24 protein-coding genes are annotated in these 15,486 nt (G+C 43.9%); 3 read left to right on the forward strand and 21 right to left on the reverse strand.

The window, feature by feature from the left end:
* Nucleotides 1–26 precede the first annotated feature (26 nt).
* The 3 genes from B7E06_RS20765 (at nucleotide 27) to B7E06_RS20775 (ending at nucleotide 2,916) form a co-directional block, all read left to right on the forward strand.
* Nucleotides 27–1,295 carry an exo-beta-N-acetylmuramidase NamZ family protein gene (locus tag B7E06_RS20765; protein ID WP_082235737.1) on the forward strand — a complete coding sequence of 423 codons (1,269 nt, stop codon included), beginning with the start codon at nucleotides 27–29 and terminating at the stop codon, nucleotides 1,293–1,295.
* Nucleotides 1,296–2,081: 786 nt separating this feature from the next.
* Nucleotides 2,082–2,342, forward strand: coding sequence for a spore coat protein CotJB (locus B7E06_RS20770; RefSeq protein WP_281249138.1), 261 nt, complete (start codon nucleotides 2,082–2,084; stop codon nucleotides 2,340–2,342).
* A gap of 1 nt (nucleotide 2,343) precedes the next feature.
* A complete protein-coding gene (locus B7E06_RS20775; RefSeq protein WP_082235738.1) occupies nucleotides 2,344–2,916 on the forward strand; it encodes a manganese catalase family protein in 573 nt (190 codons plus the stop codon).
* 92 nt (nucleotides 2,917–3,008) lie between these two features.
* Here the strand turns inward: B7E06_RS20775 and rpsI are convergent, their stop codons facing one another.
* The 21 genes from rpsI to rplF form a co-directional block, all read right to left on the reverse strand.
* Nucleotides 3,009–3,401, reverse strand: coding sequence for a 30S ribosomal protein S9 (gene rpsI / locus B7E06_RS20780; protein WP_082235739.1), 393 nt, complete (start codon nucleotides 3,399–3,401; stop codon nucleotides 3,009–3,011).
* A 20-nt stretch (nucleotides 3,402–3,421) separates the two neighbouring features.
* Entirely contained in the window at nucleotides 3,422–3,859 is a 438-nt protein-coding gene (gene rplM / locus B7E06_RS20785) for a 50S ribosomal protein L13 (protein ID WP_082235740.1), read from the reverse strand.
* Nucleotides 3,860–4,193: 334 nt separating this feature from the next.
* The gene (truA, locus tag B7E06_RS20790; RefSeq protein WP_082235741.1) at nucleotides 4,194–4,934 is read right to left on the reverse strand and encodes a tRNA pseudouridine(38-40) synthase TruA; all 741 of its coding nucleotides are present in this window, start codon (nucleotides 4,932–4,934) and stop codon (nucleotides 4,194–4,196) included.
* Between the two features lie 16 nt (nucleotides 4,935–4,950).
* A complete protein-coding gene (locus tag B7E06_RS20795) occupies nucleotides 4,951–5,748 on the reverse strand; it encodes an energy-coupling factor transporter transmembrane component T family protein (protein ID WP_082235742.1) in 798 nt (265 codons plus the stop codon).
* Entirely contained in the window at nucleotides 5,741–6,613 is an 873-nt protein-coding gene (locus tag B7E06_RS20800; RefSeq protein ID WP_082235743.1) for an energy-coupling factor ABC transporter ATP-binding protein, read from the reverse strand. Before B7E06_RS20800 ends, B7E06_RS20795 begins: the two co-directional genes overlap by 8 nt.
* Nucleotides 6,589–7,428: an energy-coupling factor ABC transporter ATP-binding protein gene (locus B7E06_RS20805; RefSeq protein ID WP_082235744.1), complete on the reverse strand. Its 840-nt coding sequence runs from the start codon at nucleotides 7,426–7,428 to the stop codon at nucleotides 6,589–6,591. The genes B7E06_RS20800 and B7E06_RS20805 overlap by 25 nt, the downstream gene beginning before the upstream one ends.
* 162 nt (nucleotides 7,429–7,590) lie before the next feature.
* Complete coding sequence (gene rplQ / locus B7E06_RS20810; RefSeq protein WP_082235745.1) at nucleotides 7,591–7,950, reverse strand: 50S ribosomal protein L17; 360 nt, start codon at nucleotides 7,948–7,950, stop codon at nucleotides 7,591–7,593.
* A gap of 45 nt (nucleotides 7,951–7,995) precedes the next feature.
* Nucleotides 7,996–8,940 (reverse strand): DNA-directed RNA polymerase subunit alpha, encoded by a 945-nt coding sequence (locus tag B7E06_RS20815; RefSeq protein ID WP_082235746.1) that lies wholly within the window; start codon nucleotides 8,938–8,940, stop codon nucleotides 7,996–7,998.
* Between the two features lie 171 nt (nucleotides 8,941–9,111).
* Nucleotides 9,112–9,507, reverse strand: coding sequence for a 30S ribosomal protein S11 (gene rpsK / locus B7E06_RS20820; RefSeq protein ID WP_082235747.1), 396 nt, complete (start codon nucleotides 9,505–9,507; stop codon nucleotides 9,112–9,114).
* A 25-nt stretch (nucleotides 9,508–9,532) separates the two neighbouring features.
* Entirely contained in the window at nucleotides 9,533–9,898 is a 366-nt protein-coding gene (rpsM, locus tag B7E06_RS20825; RefSeq protein ID WP_082235748.1) for a 30S ribosomal protein S13, read from the reverse strand.
* Between the two features lie 22 nt (nucleotides 9,899–9,920).
* Entirely contained in the window at nucleotides 9,921–10,034 is a 114-nt protein-coding gene (gene rpmJ, locus B7E06_RS20830) for a 50S ribosomal protein L36 (protein WP_003156543.1), read from the reverse strand.
* A gap of 34 nt (nucleotides 10,035–10,068) precedes the next feature.
* On the reverse strand, nucleotides 10,069–10,287 hold the full coding sequence (gene infA / locus B7E06_RS20835; RefSeq protein ID WP_035543089.1) for a translation initiation factor IF-1: 219 nt from the start codon (nucleotides 10,285–10,287) through the stop codon (nucleotides 10,069–10,071).
* Complete coding sequence (locus B7E06_RS20840) at nucleotides 10,265–10,600, reverse strand: KOW domain-containing RNA-binding protein (protein WP_082235749.1); 336 nt, start codon at nucleotides 10,598–10,600, stop codon at nucleotides 10,265–10,267. Before B7E06_RS20840 ends, infA begins: the two co-directional genes overlap by 23 nt.
* A 16-nt stretch (nucleotides 10,601–10,616) precedes the next feature.
* Nucleotides 10,617–11,363, reverse strand: a complete 747-nt coding sequence (gene map / locus B7E06_RS20845) for a type I methionyl aminopeptidase (RefSeq protein ID WP_082235750.1) — start codon at nucleotides 11,361–11,363, stop codon at nucleotides 10,617–10,619.
* A complete protein-coding gene (locus tag B7E06_RS20850; protein WP_082235751.1) occupies nucleotides 11,360–12,013 on the reverse strand; it encodes an adenylate kinase in 654 nt (217 codons plus the stop codon). The genes map and B7E06_RS20850 overlap by 4 nt, the downstream gene beginning before the upstream one ends.
* Before the next feature lie 38 nt (nucleotides 12,014–12,051).
* Nucleotides 12,052–13,344, reverse strand: coding sequence for a preprotein translocase subunit SecY (gene secY / locus B7E06_RS20855; RefSeq protein ID WP_082235752.1), 1,293 nt, complete (start codon nucleotides 13,342–13,344; stop codon nucleotides 12,052–12,054).
* Complete coding sequence (gene rplO, locus B7E06_RS20860) at nucleotides 13,344–13,784, reverse strand: 50S ribosomal protein L15 (protein ID WP_082235753.1); 441 nt, start codon at nucleotides 13,782–13,784, stop codon at nucleotides 13,344–13,346. The genes secY and rplO overlap by 1 nt, the downstream gene beginning before the upstream one ends.
* A gap of 30 nt (nucleotides 13,785–13,814) precedes the next feature.
* Nucleotides 13,815–13,997 carry a 50S ribosomal protein L30 gene (gene rpmD, locus B7E06_RS20865; protein WP_082235754.1) on the reverse strand — a complete coding sequence of 61 codons (183 nt, stop codon included), beginning with the start codon at nucleotides 13,995–13,997 and terminating at the stop codon, nucleotides 13,815–13,817.
* 18 nt (nucleotides 13,998–14,015) lie between these two features.
* A complete protein-coding gene (gene rpsE, locus B7E06_RS20870) occupies nucleotides 14,016–14,516 on the reverse strand; it encodes a 30S ribosomal protein S5 (RefSeq protein WP_082235755.1) in 501 nt (166 codons plus the stop codon).
* Between the two features lie 20 nt (nucleotides 14,517–14,536).
* Nucleotides 14,537–14,899: a 50S ribosomal protein L18 gene (gene rplR / locus B7E06_RS20875; RefSeq protein WP_082235756.1), complete on the reverse strand. Its 363-nt coding sequence runs from the start codon at nucleotides 14,897–14,899 to the stop codon at nucleotides 14,537–14,539.
* Between the two features lie 34 nt (nucleotides 14,900–14,933).
* Nucleotides 14,934–15,470 (reverse strand): 50S ribosomal protein L6, encoded by a 537-nt coding sequence (gene rplF / locus B7E06_RS20880; RefSeq protein WP_082235757.1) that lies wholly within the window; start codon nucleotides 15,468–15,470, stop codon nucleotides 14,934–14,936.
* Nucleotides 15,471–15,486: the final 16 nt, after the last annotated feature.

Below are 15,486 nucleotides of genomic sequence, written 5' to 3' on the forward strand. Positions count from 1 at the left end.
TTTTAAAAAATAAAGGAGTGAAGCAGTTGAAAAAGCCAATAATCGGAATCCTCATCCTTGTTCTCGTTCTTTCGACTTTCAGTGTTGTATTTGCAGATAAAGGCGGGAACCATGAAAAACAAAAAGGGAAAGACAAAAACTTCAAGCTCGGTGTAGAAGTTTTACTTGAAAATGAGAAAGAATTGATTGAAGGAAAGAACGTCGGTCTTATTACAAACCCAACCGGTGTGGATAAGGATCTAAACAGCATTGTTGATCTCCTACATAATGATCCTGATGTTAACCTCACCGCCCTTTACGGCCCTGAGCATGGAGTCCGCGGAAGTGCACAGGCTGGTGAATACGTAGAGTACTATATTGACGAACAGACAGGAGTGCCGGTGTACAGTCTTTACGGAAAGACCCGTAAACCGACACCTGAAATGCTTGAAGACATCGATGTTCTTTTGTTTGATATCCAGGATGTAGGAACCCGCTTCTATACGTACATCTATACAATGGCTTATGCTATGGAAGCCGCACAGGAAAATGACATTCCTTTCATCGTCCTGGATCGCCCGAATCCGTTAGGCGGTGAAAAAGTGGAAGGTCCTGTCATGGAAGAAGCTTATAAGTCCTTCGTCGGCAACTATGAAATTCCGCTTCGTCACGGGATGACAGTGGGAGAGCTTGCCATGTTATTCAATAAGGAATTCGAAATTGGAGCTGACTTGACGGTTGTTGAAATGAACAAATGGAAGCGTAAGACGTACTATGAAGACACCCCGCTTCAATTTGTTGCTCCATCACCAAATATGCCGACACCAACGACTGCCCTTGTCTACCCGGGTGCTGCCCTCATTGAAGGTACAAATGTATCTGAAGGCCGAGGTACCACTCAGCCATTTGAACTTCTGGGCGCTCCTTTTATAAACAGCACAGAGCTTGCAGCAGAGCTGAATGAGCTGAACCTGCCTGGCGTCGTTTTCCGCGCGGCATCGTTTACTCCATCCTTCTCTAAGCATGCAGGCCGCTTAAGCCATGGCGTTCAGATTCATGTAACACACAAAGAGTCCTTTGAGCCGATTGAAACAGGACTCCACATTGTGAAAACGATCCACGATATGTATCCGGATGACTTTGCCTTCCGTGCAGAGAACTCTCAAGGTATTTCTTTCTTTGATAACCTGATTGGAAACGGATGGGTCCGGGAAGCTATTGAAAATGGAGACTCTGTAGAAGAGATTAAAAATCAGTGGCAGGATGAGTTAAAGGAATTTAAAAAGGTCCGTAAACACTACCTACTTTATAAGTAAGATAAAGCCTCCCAGTTATGATAGCTGGGAGGCTTTTTGCTCCTGGGAAAAGGCTGTTCCCTTGATCTCGTTTGGAGAAACGCGGCTGGGAAATAGCTCCCTTTCCACGGGGAGCCAATGAGCTAGCTCGCTGCACTCGCGGATCTCACCCTGGATCTATCTCCCTGCAGGAGTCTCGCCATTTCCCAGTCACTTCACTATGGATAGGTTAAACGGAACATTAGTATCTTTAGCCGCTCTTATGGGAAAGTCCTCTCTTACCAAGCGTTCCGTTAGTCCATAAAAACATAAAGGGCAGGGGGAAATGGCGAGACTCCTATGGGAGGATAGAACATGGTGAGATCCCGGAAGGCTTTAGCCTGAGGAAGCTCACCCTTCGCCCATGGAAAGCGAGTTGTTTCCACCGGCCCGGTTCTCTAAATTCAGGCAAACGGAACAGCACTCTCATATTTCTAAGAATCAAAAAAGCCTTTATCGGAGCACAGAACAAGGGTGAGATCCATAGGTTTTAGCCTGAGGAAGCTCACCCTTCGCCTATGGAAAGCGAGATGTTTTCCGTGGCCCGGTTCTCTATATTAAAGCAAACAGAGCTGGTAATGAGCAGCTCAAAAAGCTTGAAATTATAAACCAATAAATAATAAGCTTTCTTGAGCTTCTGTAAACTCCCCTTTCTAGTCTGAAGTCTCTTTTTTATCGATTTGCATAATTCCCCTCCATTCATCCAATCATTGTCCAAATGACCAGCATCTAATATAGAGAGATTGATCTAAAGGAGGCTGTTTAGATTTGGACAGAAATGAAATGCTTCAGGACATTCAGGAAATAGAGTTCGTTCTTCTAGAACTGCAGCTTTACCTTGATACACACCCTGAAGATATAGAAGCACTTAATTTATTTAATGCCTTCTCCGGTGAATTACAAAAACTTAAGCTGCTCTATGACTTAATATACGGACCTTTACTAGGATTTGGGTTTTCGCAATCTAAAGATGAGTGGAAATGGGTCAATGATCCCTGGCCCTGGCAGTTAGAGAAAAGGTGTAAATAAAATGTGGATATACGAGAAGAAATTACAGTTCCCTATAGATATTAACAGGACAGACATTAAAATGGCCAAACTTCTTTACGAAGCTTACGGCGGCCAAGACGGACCTTTAACTATGGGTCTCAGCTATTTAAACCAGCGTTATACCGTAAAGGATCCCAGAGTGATTGCTTTATTAACTGATATTGGTACAGAAGAAATGGCTCACTTAGAGATTATCGCCTCATTAATCTTTAATCTAAGTAAAGATGCTACACCTCAACAGTTCAAAGAAGCGGGGATGGGTTCGTTTTATGCAAGCCACGACAGCGCTTTGGCATATACAAATTCAAGCGGTGTCCCCTGGTCAGCGATGTATACCCAGACAAGTGGTGATTTAATAACTGATCTGAAAGACAATATAGCTGCAGAAGAAAGAGCCCATTCCCTTTATCAACGTCTCATAGATTTGACAGACAATCCAGATCTCCATGATGTTCTTCTATTTCTGCTTGAACGCTCTGTTATTCACGGCCTAAGATTTAGGGAGGCTTTAAAGTTAGTAAGTGATGGATACTATAATGACTCTCAAGTCTAACAGCTGAGAGTCTTTTTGACATTCTTAACTTTTCAAGCAAAACAAAAAGACCCCCAACCAAATAGGTTGAGAGCCTTTGAAACGTTGATATCTTAACGTTTTGAGAACTGTGGAGCACGACGAGCACCTTTAAGACCGTATTTCTTACGTTCTTTCATACGTGCGTCACGTGTTAGAAGTCCTGCGCGCTTAAGTGGTGTGCGGTATTCAGGGTCTGCTTGAAGCAGAGCACGAGCGATTCCGTGACGGATCGCACCAGCTTGACCAGTGAAACCTCCACCATTTACGTTTACATATACATCATAGTTACCTTCAGTTTCTGTAACAGCTAAAGGCTGCTTCAGAATCGTACGAAGTGTTTCATATGGGAAAAAGTCTTCAGCATCACGCTTGTTAACAACTACACGTCCAGTTCCAGGAACAAGACGTACACGAGCTGTTGACTTTTTACGACGTCCAGTACCGTAATATTGTACTTGTGCCACTCTCAATTACCTCCCTTTTATTATCCGCGAAGCTCGTAAACTTCTGGTTGTTGTGCTTCATGCTTGTGCTCAGATCCAGCATATACATGAAGTTTTTTGCCCATTTTGCGTCCTAGGCTTCCTTTAGGCAGCATCCCTTTAACAGCAAGCTCAAGCATTTGCTCAGGGTATTTATTACGCATTTCGTTAGCTGTACGCTGTTTCAAACCACCTGGGTGATTTGAGTGACGGTAATAAATTTTGTCGTTCAGTTTGTTACCAGTTAGTTCAATTTTTTCTGCATTGATAATGATGACATGGTCTCCAGTATCAACATGTGGTGTATACGTAGGTTTGTTCTTACCGCGAAGGATGGAAGCAACCTCACTAGCTAGACGACCAAGTGTCTGGCCAGCAGCGTCCACTACGTACCACTTGCGTTCAACGTTGTTTTCATTTGCCATGAAAGTTGTGCGCATATCGGTTTCCCTCCTGAATTGTTATCTTCACAAAGCTCATTTTCATAATTTATCTCAATACGATTAGTTTCCGGGGCTAATCGTGGTATAGAAATAAAATGCCATAGAATATAATATAACACTCCTGTCCACGATGTCAAGAGCAAACGCAAGGAAACGTTGTATTTTTGTAAGAAAAGTGGAAACGGCCTGGTAGACACGACACGCATAAGCAAAATGCCGTAATCGGAAGGTCTTTCCCGATGCAGGTAGATTGCTTATGTCGCGAGTGTCTGGCCGTTGGAACTGGACACAAGAAGCCAAGTAGCCGCGAGCTTTGCTTTTATCATTAAAATTAGTAATTCACTTTCCACAAAAACAGTCCATGCGGGGGGGCGGTTTTCCCCGCTGCCTCCCGGTTCCTGGCTTCAATCATTTTAAGAATTTCTTCAGGCTGGCGTTCACCCCGTCCAATCTCAAGAAGTGTACCTACTAAAATGCGGACCATGTTGTATAAAAAGCCGCTTCCTTTAAAAATGAATACAAGCTCCGGTCCGTCTGCCTCAATAGCCGCCTGGTGAATGGTACGGACCTTGCTTCCTTTAATATCTGTCCTTGAGGAACAAAAAGTTGTAAAGTCATGTTCCCCTTCGATGAGGGAGCATGCCTTACTTATTGCCTCCACATCCAGATGCCTTTTTTCATGAAGGTAAAAGTGACGGCGAAACAGGTCAGGCTCCTGATGATTCCAAACGAAATAGCGATATTCCTTTCCTGTTGTATCATAGCGTGCATGAAAATCGGGATCCGCTTCTTCTACTTCCGCTATATGAATATCAGTGGGAATCATAGCGTTCAGCGCCCGCTTCCAGTTATCTTCAGGAATTTGAAATGGTGTATCGAAGTGAATGACCTGGCCTCTGGCGTGGACTCCGGAATCCGTACGGCCGGAAGCTGTGATCTTCACTTTATCGCCTTTATGCATAGCGCTCAGCGCTTTTTCAAGTTCAGCCTGCACGGTATTTCCGTTTGGCTGAACTTGATAGCCCGCATATTGAGTTCCATCATATTCGAGTCTGCACTTTAGTCGTCGCATCGTTTAGTCCTCCGCTTCAGCTTCTTGTTAAAAACATTCCAATGGCTGCCACTATAAACACCGCACAGCCAATATAATCTATACGTCCGACGCGGAGCTCCCTCAACTTCGTTCGTCCTTCCCCTCCTCGGTAACCGCGTGCCTCCATGGCCATAGCGAGCTCCTCAGCGCGTTTAAACGCACTGACAAACAAAGGGACCAGCAATGGGATAATTGCCTTTATACGCTCTTTAAATGATCCTGTGCGAAAGTCCACACCTCTTGATGCCTGTGCTTTTGAGATTTTTTCAGTTTCCTGCATAAGCGTAGGAATAAATCTCAGTGAAATCGACATCATTAAAGCAAGCTCATGGACGGGAAAGCGAACTTTTTTGAGCGGACCTAATAACGCTTCGATTGCATCGGTTATCTCAATCGGCGTTGTCGTTAAAGTGAGGAGCGAGGTTACAAGAATCAAAAGGAAGAATCTAAGGGAAATGGCTGCCCCTTGAATTACCGCTCCTTCATACAGCTCCCATCCTGCAAAGGAAAAGAGCACATCGCCTTCTTTCGTAACAAATAAATGCAATAGGAATGTAAAAGCGATCAGAAACCAGACAGGCTTCAGTCCTTTTAAAATATAAGGTAATCGGATTCTCGTGGCCGTCGCGCTTCCTACAGCGAACAGTGTCAACAGCCCATAGCTCATAACAGAATTAGCAAAGAAAACGATGATGACAAAAAAGAATATAATAGCGATCTTCGTACGCGGGTCCAGTTTATGAACAGGTGACTGTCCAGGGATATACTGACCGATCATCATAGAACTACTCATGACCGTTTCCTCCCTTCACCCATTGTGCCAATTCCTTTGCTAATTCCGTTAAGGACTGACCTCTGTATGGTATCTGTACCCCTAGCTTCTCTTCCGTCTTATTTAAGAACTCAATCACTTCTGGAACGTCAAGCTCTACCTTATCCAGTGCTGCCCTATCTCTAAAGATTTCTAAAGGGGTTCCCTGACGATAAACCGTCCCTTTGTTCAGGATGACAATATGATCGGCATACGCTAACGCATCCTCCATGCTGTGAGTCACTAATACGGTTGTTAAACCTTTTTCTTTATGAAGTCGGGAGAACATGTCCATGATTTCCTTTTGACCTCTGGGATCTAAACCAGCTGTCGGTTCATCTAATACAATGACTTCAGGATTCATAGCCAGCACACCAGAGATTGCTACTCTTCTCATCTGCCCTCCGCTTAAATCGAACGGTGAGCGGTCGAGCAGCTCTTCATTCAGGTGAACAGCTTCTATAGCTTCTTTTGTGCGTTTTTTAATTTCAGCTTCTTCTACTCCAAAGTTTGAGGGCCCAAACGCAATATCTTTCCTTACCGTTTCTTCAAACAGCTGGTGTTCCGGGTACTGAAAGACGACACCGACCTTTTCACGAAGCTGACGAAGCTGTTTATTCTTCTCCCCTGCCTCGAGGACATACGGACCTACGGTGACTTTGCCGGCTGTTGGACGTATTAATCCATTTAAATGCTGAATTAATGTAGATTTCCCGGAACCGGTATGGCCGATGACAGCAACAAATGATCCTGCCGGGACATTAAAACTGATATCATCGAGGGCTTTATGTTCAAATGGGCTGTCAGGCTGATAGACATAGCTTACCTTATCGAACGTAATGTCCATAGTTCCTCCAATAACTCCTGGTGATTAAGTGGCTCACGTGACAAAGACAGACCAGCAGAATTTAGTTCCCCTGCAAGCTTTGCTACAAATGGAGTATCTAAGCCAATTTCTACTAACTTCTCTTTTTCCGCGAACAATTCTCTTGGTGCTGTCGACATCCAGACCTCTCCCTTATTCATGACAAGTACACGATCGGCTTTTGTTACTTCCTGAAGATCGTGTGTAATTGTAATAAGAGATAGCTCCCGCTGTTCTTTCACATCAAGAATTGTATTCATGATTTCTTTTCTGCCTTTAGGGTCAAGCATAGCAGTCGCTTCATCAAGAATAATGTATTTAGGTGACACCGCCAGCACACTGGCAATGGCTACACGCTGCTTTTGACCTCCAGAGAGCCTATGGGGTTCGTGCAACTCATAATCTGTCATTTTCACTGCTGAGAGGCTCTCTTTAATTCGCTTGGCCATGACTTCCCTTACCAGGCCATGGTTTTCCATGCCAAAAGCTACATCATCGCGGACGGTGGTTCCAACAAATTGGTTATCGGGGTTTTGAAAGACCATTCCTACATTCTTTCTTATATCCCACACCGTTTCTCTGCTTACTTTCGTTCCATTCACAAAAATTTCGCCTTCCTGGGGAAACAATAACCCATTCATTAACTTAGCAATGGTAGATTTCCCGGAACCGTTATGACCAATAACGGCGACCCATTCACTGGAGGGAATCGTAAAACTTACATTACGCAGTACCCAAGGGCCTTCTTCCTGATAGCGAAAAGAAACGTTTCTAAACTCAATCTCGCTTTTCTCCATTAGGCTTTTCCTCCAAGCCGCTATTTCCCAGGAAATAAATTTCATCATTCCCCGATAAAATGCGACATATTATCAGTATCCTTAAGACAATAAAAAAAGGGCTGGAGTTAACCTCTCGACGAGATTGAAGTCCTGCCCTTTAATACCCATTTTATGATGACATTACACAAGTTCGATAATTGCCATCTTCGCTCCGTCACCTTTACGCTCGCCTAATTTAAGCACACGAGTGTAACCACCTTGGCGTTCTTCATAGCGTGGCGCGATGTCAGAAAACAGCTTTTGAAGGGCTGTTTGATCTCCTTCTTCATTCGCATCCGCTTTGTAAAGGAACGACTCAGCTTGACGACGAGCATGAAGGTCGCCGCGCTTACCTAGAGTAATCATCTTTTCAACAACAGAGCGAAGTTCTTTAGCTTTAGCTTCAGTTGTTTCGATACGTTCATGAATGATCAAGTCTGTCGCCAGGTTGCGAAGCAGCGCCATACGTTGATCAGTAGTACGTCCTAATTTTCTAGCCATAGATTATCCCTCCCTTATAGGAAACTCTTAGATGTTATCTATTGATTAATCTTCTTTTCTTAAACCTAATCCAAGCTCATCCAGCTTGTGTTTCACTTCTTCAAGAGACTTACGTCCAAGGTTACGAACTTTCATCATATCGTCTTCAGACTTATTCGCAAGCTCCTGCACTGTATTGATTCCAGCACGCTTCAAGCAGTTATAAGAGCGAACAGACAAATCAAGCTCTTCGATCGTCATCTCAAGAACTTTTTCTTTTTGGTCCTCTTCTTTTTCAACCATAATTTCAGCTTTTTGAGCTTCATCTGTAAGGCCTACAAAGATGTTGAGGTGCTCCATATAGATTTTCGCTCCAAGTGAGATCGCTTCTTCAGGGCGAATGCTGCCATCCGTCCATACATCTAACGTCAATTTATCATAGTTAGATGTTTGTCCGATACGCGTATTCTCTACTTGATACGTTACACGGGATACAGGGGTGAAAATGGAATCCACAGGGATTACGCCAATTGGTAAATCATCGTGATTATTACCTTCAGCTGGGCGATACCCGCGGCCGCGTTCAGCGGTAATACGCATACGCAAAGGCGTATTGCTATCTAGAGTAGCGATATGAAGGTCTGGGTTCAGCACTTCTACATCACTATCATGCGTAATATCAGCTGCAGTTACCTTACCTTCAGTCTGTACATCAATCTCTAAAGTCTTTTCTTCGTCTGAATAAATCTTCAAAGCTAGTTTCTTTAGATTTAGTACGACAGTTGTTACATCTTCTACAACACCATCAATAGTTGAGAACTCGTGAAGTACCCCGTCAATTTGAACAGATGTAACAGCTGAGCCAGGTAATGAGGATAATAGAATACGACGTAAGGAGTTACCTAGAGTTGTACCATATCCACGCTCAAGCGGTTCAACGACAAATTTACCGAATGTGGAATCACTACTGATCTCAACCGGTTCAATTTTTGGCTTTTCAATTTCGATCATTTAAACATAACCCTCCTTCAAAACGTCGAAACCCCGGTTAGACCATGTCTAACCGAAATTCCTCAGGTAGGCAGTCGAATGGGACACTACAATAAGACTGTCTATGGCGATGCTATTTAAAAGCTATCATACCCCATTATAGACAGGGTTACAAATTCTATACAGAATTTATTATACGCGACGACGTTTTGGCGGACGGCAACCATTGTGTGGTACTGGAGTTACATCACGAATTGCCGTGATCTCAAGACCTGCAGCCTGCAGAGAACGAATCGCTGCTTCACGACCAGCGCCAGGGCCTTTAACAGTAACTTCTAGAGTTTTCATTCCGTTATCCATAGCGTCTTTCGCAGCGGCTTCAGCAGCCATTTGTGCAGCAAATGGAGTAGACTTACGGGAACCTTTAAAACCAAGAGATCCAGCACTGCTCCATGTGATTACGTTACCTTGTACGTCGGTGATCGTTACGATCGTGTTATTAAAAGTTGAGCGGATGTGCGCTACTCCACTCTCAATATTCTTTTTCACGCGACGCTTACGACTACGAGTGTTTCCTTTACGTGCCATGTAGATATACCTCCTTTATTTCTTATTACTTACGCTTATTAGCTACCGTACGACGTGGTCCTTTACGAGTACGAGAGTTGTTTTTTGTTTTTTGTCCACGAACTGGAAGTCCGCGACGGTGACGAATGCCACGGTATGAACCGATCTCAATTAAACGCTTGATGTTAAGAGACTTTTCACGGCGAAGGTCACCTTCAACGTTGTACTGATCAACAGCTTTACGAATCTTACCTAGTTCATCTTCCGTAAGATCGCGTACACGAGTATTCTCAGAAACTCCAGCTTCAGCTAGAATTTCGCTGGCCAGTGAACTACCAATACCATAGATATAAGTTAGTGATATTACGACTCGCTTGTCGCGAGGAACATCAACACCTGCTATACGTGCCATAGGATACGTGCACCTCCTTTACTTAACCTTGTTTTTGTTTGTGTTTCGGGTTTTCACAGATAACCATTACTTTACCTTTACGACGGATAACTTTGCACTTTTCACAAATTGGTTTTACAGAAGGCCTTACCTTCATCATCCATACCTCCTTTTTAACGGAGCTCTGTTATTTATTTATAACGGTACGTAATACGTCCTTTAGTTAAATCATACGGGGAAAGTTCTACCGTTACTTTGTCTCCAGGTAAAATACGAATGAAGTGCATACGAATTTTACCAGATACGTGGGCAAGAACGGTGTGTCCGTTCTCCAGCTCTACCTTGAATTGTGCGTTAGGCAGAGTCTCAACAATAGTTCCTTCCACCTCAATTACATCGTCTTTCGCCATCGAGTTGATCTCCCTTCTCTAAATCAGTCACTTCTTCATTGACATATTTGGATACGGCAAATCGAAGCTTGCCATTTGTGACGCGACCTGTTTCCAGAAGGCTGTTTTGGACTTCAGGAGAAACGAAATCCAAAAGCTCTACATGCTGCAGATTCTTTTTCTTGGGTCGATCATACTTTCGTTTCTCACCGTCAGCAAGCAGCAGGAACCGGTCATCGAGAATATCGATGATTACAGCATACTGGCCTGCTTCCCGTCCTTGAACAATATGAACAACTTGACCTAATTGCGGACTCGACTCAGATTCCTTCAAACACGATCACCTTCACTTAGGTTGTAGTTAAAATCTCATAACCTTCTTCCGTAATCGCAATGGTGTGTTCGAAATGCGCACACTTTTTTCCATCCTGTGTCACTACCGTCCATTGGTCGCCCAGTGTCTTCACGTAACGTGATCCTGCGTTGACCATTGGCTCAACAGCCAGCACCATCCCCTGCTTTAAGCGCGGGCCTTTGTTTGGCGGTCCGTAGTGAGGGATTTGAGGATCTTCATGAAGATCCTGCCCCACTCCGTGGCCTACGTACTCACGTACGATAGAGAGCCCTTCCGCTTCTACATAGCTTTGAATGGCGTGGGATATATTTGAAAGGCGCACATTCGGCTTTGCTTCATCAAGTCCTTTAAAGAGAGATTCTTCCGTGACTCTCAGCAATTCCGCCGTGCTTTCATCAACGGTGCCGACTGGATAAGTCCAAGCCGAGTCACCATGATAGCCTTGGTATTTCGCACCAATATCGATACTGATGATATCGCCGTCCTTTAACACCCGGTCACCCGGAATGCCGTGGACGAGCTCTTCATTGACAGATGCGCAAATACTGCCACGGAATCCATTATAACCTTTAAAAGAAGGGATTGCATCCATACTGCGTATGAACTGGTCAGCTATTTTATCCAACTCTCCAGTCGTTATACCCGGACGGATGTTTTTCTTCATTTGCTGGTGCGTTAAGGCGACTATTCGGCCGGCTTCACGCATAATTTCCAATTCCCGTGGTGTTTTGCAAATAATCATCTTACAAGGCCTCCGAGCTTTTTGTCAATATCCTCAAATACACGATCGATATTTCGATCACCATCAAAAGTGACTAAATATCCTTTTTCCTGATAAAAGTCGAGCAATGGCTGGGCTTGTTCCACGTTTACTTCTAAACGTTTTTTCACGGTTTCCGGCTGATCGTCTTCACGCTGGATAAGTTCAGCACCCTCATTGTCACACTTACCTTCCACTTTAGGAGGGTTGAATACCACATGATAAGTTGCCCCGCATTCAGGACAGACTCTGCGGCCTGTTAAACGCTCAATAAGCTTATCTTGAGGAACATCAATGTGAAGCACATAATTAACTGAAGTTTCCATATCGCTTAACAGATTCTCCAAAGCTTCCGCCTGTGCAATTGTTCTAGGAAAGCCATCAAGCAGAAAGCCTTTTTCACAATCTGGTTTGCTTAAACGTTCGCGTACAATGCCGATCGTTACTTCATCTGGAACTAATTCGCCTTTGTCCATATAGGACTTTGCTTCTTTACCAAGAGTTGTTTGTTCTTTGATAGCTAATCGGAACATATCTCCAGTTGAGATATGAGGGATGTCATATTTTTCGACTATCTTCTCTGCCTGTGTGCCTTTACCGGCTCCAGGAAGACCCATCAGAATTAAATTCAACGCTTTCCCTCCACTCTCTTTTCATTAGCTTAAATCATTTATTTAATAAACCCTTTATAGTGGCGCTTCACAAGCTGACTTTCTAGCTGCTTCATCATCTCAAGAGCTACACCGACAACGATGAGCAATCCAGTTCCTCCGATTTGTACACTTGGCGGCAGATTTGCTAAAGACCCAAGGATGATCGGAAGGATGGCGACAGCTGCAAGGAAAAGAGATCCTACGAACGTTAAACGGTACATCACACGTGTTAAATACGTTTCCGTATTAGCACCTGGACGAATCCCCGGGATATACCCGCCTTGCTTCTTCAAGTTTTCAGCCATTTGTTCGGGATTAACCTGAACAAATGTATAGAAATAAGAGAAAGCAATAATTAACGCTACGTAAATAATCATTCCCGGCCAGTTCTGGTAATCAAAAATATACTGTATCATTGAGGCCACTTCATTGCCCTCGAAGAATCCAGCAACGGTTCTTGGAGCAATAATGAAGGAGATGGCAAAGATTACTGGAATTACCCCAGCCGCATTAACCTTAATCGGCAAGTGCGTGGAATGTCCACCCACCGGCGAACGGTTAACAAGTTTCTTTGCATATTGAATCGGAATCTTACGTAAAGCCTGCTGTATAAAGATGACTCCTACTACAACGGCTACGATTACTAAAGCAATGATTGCAATAATCACTAAGTTCAGAAACAATTCATCGCCTGCGCCAGCAATGTACTGGTCGTATAATTGGTTGATTCCTGTCGGGATCGCAGCAACGATACCAGCAAAAATCAAAATGGAAATACCATTTCCAACGCCGTGAGACGTGATTTGCTCACCAAGCCACATTAGGAAAGCCGTTCCGCCTGTCAGTACGAGAGCAATAACCGCAAATTTTAATGGACCTGGATCAGCGATAAGCTGACCTCCGGCTAACGCATTAAAACCGATCGACATTCCAATCGCCTGAATAAAGGCAAGAACAATCGTTCCGTAGCGGGTAAACTGAGCTAATTTTCGACGGCCCACTTCACCTTGCTTTTTCCATTCCGCAAATTTAGGAACGACATCCATCTGCAGTAACTGCATAATAATGGAGGCTGTGATATAAGGCATAATCCCCATGGCAAAGATGGAGAAGTTCTGCAGAGCACCGCCTCCAAAAGTATTCAGAAAGCCAAACGCATTTTGTTCATCCATGAAGTTAATGGCATTCTGATCAGTAAAGGGTACAGGGATGAATGTACCTAAACGGAATACAATGAGCATGAGTAAGGTGAAGACAATCTTCCGTCGAATATCACCCACGCGCATAAAATTGGAGATTGTACGGAACATTAAATCACCTCAGTTTGACCGCCCGCTGCTTCAATCGCTTCTTTTGCTGAAGCAGAGAACTTATGAGCTTTCACTGTAAGTTTCTTTTCGACAGAACCTTTACCTAGAATCTTAATGCCTGCTTTTTGTTTGCTGACAATACCAGATTCAAGCAGAAGCTCAGGAGTAACCTCAGTGCCCTCTTCAAAACGGTTAAGAGCATCAAGATTAACAATAGCGAATTCTTTACGGTGAATGTTCGTGAATCCACGTTTCGGTAAACGCTGGAATAGTGGCATTTGTCCACCTTCGAAGCCTGGACGAGTCTTGCTTCCAGAACGTTGTCCCTGACCTTTATGGCCGCGACCTGAAGTTTTACCGTTACCAGAAGCCATTCCGCGACCTACACGGTTACGCTGTTTATTGGATCCAGATACTGGTTTAAGTTCATGCAGTTTCATGCGAGCACCTCCTTATTGATTAATCTTTATTTATACTTCTTTAACGGATACAAGGTGAGATACCTTATTAGCCATACCTCGGATCGCCGGGTTATCTTCAAGGACGACAGATTGACGGATCTTGCTAAGACCAAGTGCTTTAACCGTTGCACGCTGATCTTTTGGTCTGCCAATAACACTGCGCGTGAGGGTAACTTCTAACTTTTTAGCCATTTCATTTCCCTCCTTATCCTACAGTTCTTCTACGGACTTCCCACGAAGACGGGCAACATCTTCTGCACGCTTAAGCTCGCTAAGCCCTGTAAGTGTCGCACGCACCATGTTAATTGGTGTGTTGGAACCAAGTGACTTAGAAAGAATGTCTTGAACACCTGAAAGTTCAAGGACAGCACGTACAGGACCACCTGCGATAATTCCAGTACCTTCTGCAGCAGGCTTCATTAGAATGCTGCCAGCACCGAATCGTCCTGTAATTTCGTGAGGAATCGTCGTATCTTTAATTGGTACAGTAATCAAATTCTTTTTCGCATCATCAATAGCCTTTTTAATCGCATCAGGTACCTCTTGTGCTTTACCTGTACCGAAACCAACATGGCCATTTTTATCACCGACAACTACCAATGCAGCAAAGCGGAAACGACGTCCACCTTTAACTACTTTTGCAACACGGTTGATTGTAACTACGCGTTCTTCAAGATCCAGTTTACTAGGGTCAATGTTTGTTGTTAGCATGTATGTCCCTCCTTTAACGATTAAAATTCCAGACCGGCTTCACGAGCCGCATCTGCTAGTGCTTTTACACGTCCATGATACAAGTAACCGCCACGGTCGAACACAACCACTTGATAGCCATTGTCTTTCGCACGCTTAGCTACTAGCTCACCAACCTGCTTAGCTGCTTCTACATTACCAGTGTTTTCAAGGTTTAACTCATTGTCAGCTGAAGACGCGCTGGCAACAGTTACTTGATTTTCGTCATTAATCAGCTGTGCATAAATGTGTTTGTTCGAGCGGTATACGTTTAGACGCGGGCGTTCCGCAGTACCAGCAATGTTAGAACGAACACGTGCATGACGCTTCTTACGCACGGCGTTTTTATCAGCCTTTGTGATCATTCGGGTCACTCCTTTCTTTTCCTACCTATGAACCTTATTTAGCTGTTTTACCTTCTTTTCTGCGTACCTGTTCGTTTGCATAACGAATTCCTTTACCTTTGTAAGGCTCAGGAGGACGAATCGCACGAATCTTAGCAGCAACAGCACCTACAAGCTCTTTATCAATACCTTTTACAGTAACCTTCGTGTTTGAAGGAACTTCAATTTCGATTCCTTCGCGTTTTTCAACCTCAACAGGGTGAGAGTAACCAGCGTTGATTACAACAGTGTCCCCCTGTTTGTTCGCACGGTAACCTACACCAATGATTTCAAGGCTTTTCTCGAATCCTTTAGATACACCCTCAACCATGTTGCCGATCAGGCTGCGAGTCGTACCGTGAAGGGCACGATGTTCTTTGTTATCGCTTGGGCGGGAAACGGTAAGAACGTTATCTTCAACCTTCACTGTAATATCTTTGTGGAAAGAACGAGTTAATTCACCTTTAGGTCCTTTAACTGTGATTGTATTATTATCCTGAACGATTTCTACACCTTCAGGGATTTCTAATGATTTTAAACCTACGCGAGACATTCTTTTGCACCTCCTG

The organism is Halobacillus massiliensis, assembly GCF_900166625.1.
Classification (GTDB): domain Bacteria; phylum Bacillota; class Bacilli; order Bacillales; family Halobacillaceae; genus Halobacillus_A; species Halobacillus_A massiliensis.

Bases quoted from the DNA above. Each gene is read 5' to 3' on its own strand.
- rpsE (WP_082235755.1), bottom strand. From the start codon at position 14,516: ATGCTAACAACAAACATTGACCCTAGTAAACTGGATCTTGAAGAACGC.
- infA (WP_035543089.1), bottom strand. From the start codon at position 10,287: ATGGCGAAAGACGATGTAATTGAGGTGGAAGGAACTATTGTTGAGACT.
- rpmD (WP_082235754.1), bottom strand. From the start codon at position 13,997: ATGGCTAAAAAGTTAGAAGTTACCCTCACGCGCAGTGTTATTGGCAGA.
- map (WP_082235750.1), bottom strand. From the start codon at position 11,363: ATGATTATTTGCAAAACACCACGGGAATTGGAAATTATGCGTGAAGCC.
- rplF (WP_082235757.1), bottom strand. From the start codon at position 15,470: ATGTCTCGCGTAGGTTTAAAATCATTAGAAATCCCTGAAGGTGTAGAA.
- secY (WP_082235752.1), bottom strand. From the start codon at position 13,344: ATGTTCCGTACAATCTCCAATTTTATGCGCGTGGGTGATATTCGACGG.
- rpsM (WP_082235748.1), bottom strand. From the start codon at position 9,898: ATGGCACGTATAGCAGGTGTTGATGTTCCTCGCGACAAGCGAGTCGTA.
- rpmJ (WP_003156543.1), bottom strand. From the start codon at position 10,034: ATGAAGGTAAGGCCTTCTGTAAAACCAATTTGTGAAAAGTGCAAAGTT.
- rplO (WP_082235753.1), bottom strand. From the start codon at position 13,784: ATGAAACTGCATGAACTTAAACCAGTATCTGGATCCAATAAACAGCGT.
- truA (WP_082235741.1), bottom strand. From the start codon at position 4,934: ATGCGACGACTAAAGTGCAGACTCGAATATGATGGAACTCAATATGCG.
- rplR (WP_082235756.1), bottom strand. From the start codon at position 14,899: ATGATCACAAAGGCTGATAAAAACGCCGTGCGTAAGAAGCGTCATGCA.
- B7E06_RS20775 (WP_082235738.1), top strand. From the start codon at position 2,344: ATGTGGATATACGAGAAGAAATTACAGTTCCCTATAGATATTAACAGG.
- rpsK (WP_082235747.1), bottom strand. From the start codon at position 9,507: ATGGCACGTAAAGGAAACACTCGTAGTCGTAAGCGTCGCGTGAAAAAG.
- B7E06_RS20815 (WP_082235746.1), bottom strand. From the start codon at position 8,940: ATGATCGAAATTGAAAAGCCAAAAATTGAACCGGTTGAGATCAGTAGT.
- B7E06_RS20805 (WP_082235744.1), bottom strand. From the start codon at position 7,428: ATGGAGAAAAGCGAGATTGAGTTTAGAAACGTTTCTTTTCGCTATCAG.
- B7E06_RS20800 (WP_082235743.1), bottom strand. From the start codon at position 6,613: ATGGACATTACGTTCGATAAGGTAAGCTATGTCTATCAGCCTGACAGC.
- rplQ (WP_082235745.1), bottom strand. From the start codon at position 7,950: ATGGCTAGAAAATTAGGACGTACTACTGATCAACGTATGGCGCTGCTT.
- rplM (WP_082235740.1), bottom strand. From the start codon at position 3,859: ATGCGCACAACTTTCATGGCAAATGAAAACAACGTTGAACGCAAGTGG.
- B7E06_RS20795 (WP_082235742.1), bottom strand. From the start codon at position 5,748: ATGAGTAGTTCTATGATGATCGGTCAGTATATCCCTGGACAGTCACCT.